Raw genomic sequence first — 7,230 nt, forward strand, 5'->3', positions numbered from 1 at the left:
GCGGAGCTTACACATGGAAACCTTTCAGCTTAAACGCGTCGCCAATGTCGATCAGGCGATCGGACTCGCACAGCCTGCCGCTAGCGGTCAACCCAATGGTGCGTCGACCCGCTTCCTCGCTGGAGGAACGACGCTGCTCGATCTGATGAAGCTCGACGTCGAACGTCCGACGCAGGTGATCGACATTCATCGCCTGCCGCTCGATCAGGTCGAGGCAATCGACGGCGGTGGCGTCACGATAGGCGCAACGGTACGCAATTCCGACCTCGCCAATCATCCGTTAATCAAGAGCCACTACCCGGTTCTGTCGCAGGCGTTGCTATCCGGCGCATCCGCCCAATTGCGCAACATGGCGACCACCGGCGGCAATCTCTTGCAGCGCACACGCTGTGTCTACTTTCGCGACACCGTCACGCCCTGCAACAAGCGCGAACCTGGCACGGGCTGTTCCGCGATTGATGGATATAACCGGAATCTGGCCATCCTCGGGACCAGCGAGCATTGCATTGCGACTAATCCCTCGGACATGAACGTCGCGATGACCGCGCTCGAGGCCACGATCCACGTGCAAAACGCGCAGGGCAAGCGGGACATCGCCATTGACGATTTCTTCCTGTTGCCCGGGAACACGCCCGAACGTGAAACCACGCTCAACCCCGGCGAGCTCATTACCCACGTGACGCTCCCCGCGCCGGTGCCCGGCAATCGCAGCGTTTATCTCAAGCTACGCGACCGCGCATCGTATGAATTCGCTCTGGCCTCGGCGGCGGTCGTCGTGCGGGTCTCGTCGGGCAAGATCGATCACATCCGCATCGCGTTAGGCGGCGTCGGCGTCAAGCCGTGGCGCTCAAAAGAGGCCGAAGCCCAACTGCTCGGGCGAAGCCCAGACGCCACGGCCTTCCGGGCCGCGGCCGAAGCAGCGCTACAGTCGGCCCGCGTACAAAGCCAAAACGGCTTCAAGGTCGAACTCGCCAAGCGGTGCATCCAGCACGCACTCACACTTGCCACACAGACTGCCTGATGCGACGGTCGCAACGGTCGTGACGCGGAGAGAATATGCAATTAGCCAGCAATAAAACGCAGCCGATAATCGGCGGCGAGATTACTCGAATTGACGGGCCGTTCAAGGTCAGCGGCACCGCCACCTATAGCTCGGATATCAACTTGCCCGGGACGCTTTATGCCGTGCCTGTTTGCGCGACGATCGCCAAGGGGCGTATCACGCGTCTGGACACAGCCGCGGCTGCAGGCATGCCGGGAGTCCGGGCCGTCTATACGCGCGAGAACATCGGCAAGTTCTATCGCGTCAGTTTTGCAACCGACATCCACATCGACGAAAAGCGCCCTCCGTTCGAGGATGACAACATCTACTACTACGGCCAGTACATCGGTGTGGTGGTGGCGGACACATTCGAACAGGCAACCGCGGCGTCGCGAGTGGTCAAGGTCGCGTACGAATCAAGTCGCCCCGATGTCCGCATTGAAATGTCGGCAGAGCAGACACCGAGCGTCGATACGCAGCGAGGCGACGTGGACAGCGTTTTCGCGGCCGCCCCTGATGCGCTGAAGCTGGACCAGACCTATACGACGCCCATTGAAACGCACAACCCCATCGAACTGCATGCGACAGTGGCCGTGTTCGATGGCTCGAACTATACGTTTTACGAAACGTCGCAATCGATCGTCAACCAGCGCCTCGTCATGGCGCAGATGCTCGGCGTGTCGCAAGACCAGGTACGCGTGATCATGAAATACCTGGGGTCCGGATTTGGCGGCAAGCTGTTTCCGTGGTCGCACTCCTTGCTCGCTGGCGCTGCGGCCCGCAATCTGCGGCGGCCCGTCAAGCTGGTGGTGACCCGCGAGATGATGTTCCACAACGTGGGCCACCGTACCAACACGCAGCAGCGCATGCGCCTGTCGGTAACGCCCGAGGGACATTTCACATCGTTCCAGCAGGACTACGTCTACCAAACCTCTCGCAGGGAATTGCGCAAGGAGAATTGCGGCGAGACAACAGGCTATCTGTACAGCTCGCCTAACCTGCGCGCGACCGCAGCGTATGCCCGCCGGGACGTCGCACCGAGTACCTCCATGCGAGGACCAGGCGCCGTTCCCGGCCTGTTCGCCATCGAGTCGGCCGTCGACGAACTCGCCATCAAGCTCAATATTGATCCGGTCCGCTTCCGCCTGATGAACGAGCCCGCGATCGACGAAGGCTTGAAGGTGCCGTTCTCTTCGCGTCACCTGAAGGAGTGCATCACGACCGGCGCCGAAAAGTTCGGCTGGGCACAGCGTACTCCGGGGGTCGGGTCCATGCGGCGTGACGGCCTGGTGGTGGGCTGGGGCATGGCAGCGGGGTCGTGGGCCGCGCGGCGGCTTGTGACAGAAACCATTGTTGAACTTCACGTTGATGGAACGGCGCGCGTGTCGACAGCGACCCAGGATATCGGCACAGGCACCTATACCATCCTCGCGCAGTTGGTCGCTAGTGTGACCGGCATTCCGCTCGAGCGGGTTTCCGTGGTCATCGGGGACACACGCTTGCCGCCCGGGCCAATGTCCGGCGGCTCGATGGCCACCGCATCGGTCATTCCGGCCGTGGAGCAGGCGGCGCAAGCAGCGATGCAACAGATTCTGGTCGCAGCGTCTCAGGCGGACAATTCCCCGTTCAACGGCCAGCCGGTCACCGAGCTTGCCTTCGAACGTGGCATGGTCTACCGGAAAGGCACATCGCCAGGCGCGGGCGTACCGTTCGAGCGAATCCTTGCGCCGGCAAACGTCAACATGGTGGTCGGAAGGGGACGGTCCGGCGCGAGCGCGAACGATGCGGACGCGTCCAAAGTGTCGATTCACTCGTATTGCGCGAATTTCATCGAGGTCACGTGGCAGCCTGAAACGGCACGGTTGCGAGTCAACCGCGTAGTAAGCATGATCGACGGCGGCAGGATTATCAACGCGCGCACGGCCCGCAACCAGATCGAAGGAGCCGTCGTGATGGGTCTCGGCATGGCGCTGTTTGAGGAAACGCAATACGACGCGCGCAGCGGTGCCCCGATCAACCGCAACCTTGCCGACTACGTCATGACCACGCATGCCGATGCGCCGAAGATCGACGTGACCTTCCTCGACTATCCGGACCTCGCGTTGAACCCGCTCGGCGCGCGCGGCGTCGGCGAAATTGGCATGGCGGGGATTGCGCCGGCCATTACAAACGCCGTGTACCACGCAACGGGTGTACGGGTGCGCAATCTGCCGGTTCGGATCGAGGACCTGTTAGCGACTCAAGCCTCCGTGTAACCGGAACACCCCGCCCTGAACCGTTGTTCGACCCACCGCTTGCGAAAGCGGTGGGTTAAGCACTTGCTCCGCAGGCCAAGACAGGCCCCGGTCTCAGTAGCACCCGCAAACGGCGATATCATAGTCAGACCGGACGCAGCAGTTCACTGCAAGGACCGCGTCCTGACTTGATGGAATCCGCCATGGGCAAAGACTCTTTAGGCAATATCCCCGACCTGTCTTCAGGAGGGAGCCGCTACCATCAGGTATATCCCACGCTTGATGAGAGGCAGCTGGCGATATTGGAGGGATACGGCCAGCGCCGCAAGCTGAAGCCCGACGACATCCTCTATTCCGAAGGCGACCGGCACACCGGGATGTTCGCCATTCTCTCCGGAACGATCGAGGCGTACAGAGCGTCCGTTGAAGGGCCGGTATTATTGGGCACACATGGCCCCGGCAGTTTCACCGGCGAGGTCGCCACACTCGCCGGCCGGGCTGCGGTCGCCACGACACGCGCCATCTCCGATTGCGAGGTCATCGTCATTGATGAAGAATCGCTCCGCGCGCTCGTAATCGCCGAGGCCGAGTTGAGCGAAACCATCATGCGCGCGTATATCTTGCGCCGGGTCGCTTTCATTCAGGGCCAGCATGTAGGCGTTGTGGTGATTGGCAGTACATCCTCCGGCCCCACGCTACGCTTGCGCCACTTCCTGAGCCGCAACGGTCAGCCCTCCGCCTACTTCGATATCGTCGAGCACACCGAGGCTAAAGAACTCCTTTCGCACTATGACGCAACGGAAGCCGACATTCCGGTTGTAATCACGTTGCAAGGCGTTGCGCTGAAGCAACCCAGCCACAGGGCCGTCGCAGATGCAATTGGCCTCAGTCCGGACAGGCTCGATGGCGAGCATTTCGACCTCGTGGTGGTGGGCGCGGGGCCCGCAGGGCTCGCGGCCGCCGTTTATGCCGCGTCGGAGGGATTGAAGGTGGCGGTTCTGGATGCCAAGGCGCCGGGCGGCCAGGCCGGAACCAGTTCGAAGATCGAGAATTACTTTGGCTTTCCGACGGGCATATCGGGGCAGGCGCTGGCCGGCCGCGGCCTTTCGCAATGCCGCAAGTTCGGTGCCGAGGTCGGCGTGCCGATCGAGGCGCTGGCCATCGACTGCACGGACACCCAATCGTTTCACATCGGCCTCAATCAGGACGAGTGCGTCTACGCTCGTGCTGTCGTCATTGCCACCGGCGCGCGCTATCGGAAGCCGGACCTGCCCCGTCTCGAGCATTTCGAGGGTCGCGGCATCTATTACAGTGCGACATTCATGGAGGGTGCGTTCTGCAACAACGAAGAGCTGATCGTGGTGGGCGGCGGAAATTCGGCCGGACAGGCTGCGGTATTCCTTGCGAGATTCGCGCGGCATGTTCACGTCGTGATTCGTGGCGATGGACTTAGTGCGAGCATGTCGACCTATTTGATCAGACGAATCGACGCCGCGTCTAACATCACGCTCCACACGAGGACCCAGATCGTCGAGTTATGCGGCGAGTCGAGACTTGAGGGAATCAAGTGGAATCGACAGGGGCAGATCGAACACAAGCCTATCCGGCATGTTTTCCTTTTTCTTGGGGCTCAGCCCAATACCCGCTGGCTTGGCGACTGTGTCGCGCTCGATAAGGATGGGTTTGTGCTGACAGGCGCCGATACCGGCGACAAGTGGAAAGCAAATCGGCCGCCGCATGATCTCGAGACAAGCCGGCCTGGAGTCTTTTCTGCCGGCGATGCGCGCAGCGGCTCCGTCAAGCGGGTAGCCGCAGCCGTTGGCGAGGGAGCGGCCGCCATTCAGGCGGTTCATCAATATCTTGCTCTCTACGCGTGAGATCTGCCGCCGTCGTTAAGTCAGCGGGCGAGCGCGGATGACGTGTTTTCGCGCTCCTGCAACAGCCGCCATTGAACCTTTCCGCTGGCTGTTCGGGGCAGGCTGGCCACGAATTCGACGATCCGGGGTACCTTGTACGAAGCCATATGCGCGTGCGCCCATTCAATGATCTGCTCTGCCGAGACATCGTAACCGGCGCGTAAGACCACCCAGACCTTTACCGTCTCACCGCGGCGCGCGTCGCGCGCTGCCACGACGCAGGCTTCCTGAATCGCGGGGTGTTCAAACAGCATGGTCTCGACTTCCGCGGGCCACACCTTATAACCGGACACATTGATCATTCGCTTCAGCCGGTCGACAAAAAAGAAATATCCGTCCTCGTCGATATAGCCGAGGTCACCCGTGCGCAGATAACGTATCCCCGCGACCTCGACAAAGGCGTCGCGCGTGGCGTCGGGGCGTCCCCAGTAGCCCTTGAACACCTGCGGGCCGCTGATCAGAATCTCGCCCGTTACCTGCGGGCCGAGAACCTCGAGCGTGGCCGGATCGACCACAATCGATTCCGTATCCTGTATCGGTATGCCCAGACACTGCCGCTTGCAGCGCTGTGGCGGGTTGATGTGCGTCGCCGAGATCGTCTCGGACAGTCCGTAACCCTCCATATAGGGCGCGCCCAGACGGGCTTCAATGCGTTGCGCCAATGCCTTCGGCATGGCGGCGCCACCACCGGCCAGGCGCTCGATGGAACTCAGGTCGAAACGTTCGAGATCGGGCTGGCTCATGAAGTCGATCATCATCGTCGATATGGCAATCCAGAACCCAACGCGATAACGCTCGATCAAAAGCGCGGCACACCGGCTGTCCCATCGCGTCATCACCACCATGGTCGAACCGAGAGAGATCGCTACATTCATGGATTGCTGCATGCCAGTGACATGGAACATCGGCATCGCGCATAGAAAGACCGAGTCGGGCGACAACTGACACCATTGCACGGAAGCCGCGACCACGTGCGCGGCGCTGCGATTGGTGTGCATGCATCCTTTCGGGGCAGCAGTCGTGCCGGACGTGTAGGGGATCACCGCGAGATCCTCTGCCGATGCGACGTACGCCGACGGCTGCTGGGCGGCCGCAAGCGCGGCGCGCCAGCGTATGGCTCTCGGCGCCGAAGTCGCGGAGAACTCGGGATAGACATCGAGGTCGGGCGGTGCCTCGGTTAGCACGGCCGGCAGTCGCAGGTCGGTGTTGTGAGCAAGATAGTCGGCGTACCGCGCCACAATCGCATGACTGATTGCGTCGCCGAGAAGCGGCCGGGCATGCTCGTAGAGCTCCTCACCCAGCAGAACGATCTTTGCACCGCAGTCCTCAATAATGTGCCGAAGCTCGTCGGTAATGTTCATAGGATTCACCGGCACCACCACGGCATTAGCTCGCAGGATTGCGTAGTAGCCGATGACGTATTGCGGGCTATTCTGCATATACAGCGCGACGCGATCGCCACGCGCGACGCCGCATTGACGCTGCAGAAAACCGGCCAGCGCCTCCACTTCTTGCTGCAATTGCGCGTAACTCAGCGCCCCGCCGTAGTAGTAAAGCGCTGTTTTACCGGGATATCGGCTGGCGGAGGTTTCGAGGTTTTCATACAGCGAAGGCTGCGGCGATGACAGGTGGTGGGCAAGGCCGTCTGGCCAGTACGGTGAATAGTTCACGTTTGCCTCCTTCAGCGGGATCCCGGCTGCCTGCAGCGGTTGATTAAGCTTAGTACGTCAACCGCGACGTGACACAGTATCGAAGGTGGCCCCAGTATCAGGAGGAGCGATGATCGGTTATGGCATCATCAGACAAATAGCAGTTCGAAGGGCTCGAACGGCATCGCCTGTAATATCTCGAGAATCGACAACCGTGGCGGCCCAGATCGCCGGCAATCGCAAACAACATGGGTCATCCCTTCCTGACACCAATCCATGCTATCAACTTCTAGTGCGAATGGCACTTACTTAAGCCCGTGGCGCGTGCCCATATTTTCGGATGCGCTCGCGTGCGATGTGACGAGGCTCTTTCAGCCATGGGTAAGACT

4 protein-coding genes are annotated in these 7,230 nt (G+C 61.1%); 3 read left to right on the forward strand and 1 reads right to left on the reverse strand.

The window, feature by feature from the left end; genetic code table 11:
• The first annotated feature begins 13 nt into the window (after nt 1-13).
• From P3T40_RS30850 to P3T40_RS30860, 3 genes are all read left to right on the forward strand, one after another.
• Nucleotides 14-1,021, forward strand: coding sequence for an FAD binding domain-containing protein (locus P3T40_RS30850; protein ID WP_429271491.1), 1,008 nt, complete (start codon nt 14-16; stop codon nt 1,019-1,021).
• Between the two features lie 35 nt (nt 1,022-1,056).
• The gene (locus P3T40_RS30855; RefSeq protein ID WP_429271492.1) at nt 1,057-3,297 is read left to right on the forward strand and encodes a xanthine dehydrogenase family protein molybdopterin-binding subunit; all 2,241 of its coding nucleotides are present in this window, start codon (nt 1,057-1,059) and stop codon (nt 3,295-3,297) included.
• A 182-nt stretch (nt 3,298-3,479) separates the two neighbouring features.
• A complete protein-coding gene (locus P3T40_RS30860) occupies nt 3,480-5,153 on the forward strand; it encodes an FAD-dependent oxidoreductase (protein WP_429271493.1) in 1,674 nt (557 codons plus the stop codon).
• Nucleotides 5,154-5,173: 20 nt separating this feature from the next.
• Here P3T40_RS30860 and P3T40_RS30865 read toward each other — a convergent pair whose 3' ends face one another.
• Nucleotides 5,174-6,862, reverse strand: coding sequence for a long-chain-fatty-acid--CoA ligase (locus P3T40_RS30865; RefSeq protein WP_429271494.1), 1,689 nt, complete (start codon nt 6,860-6,862; stop codon nt 5,174-5,176).
• Between the last annotated feature and the right edge of the window lie 368 nt (nt 6,863-7,230).

It is taken from the genome of Paraburkholderia sp. EB58 (assembly GCF_050436665.1).
In the GTDB taxonomy this organism is placed as follows: domain Bacteria; phylum Pseudomonadota; class Gammaproteobacteria; order Burkholderiales; family Burkholderiaceae; genus Paraburkholderia.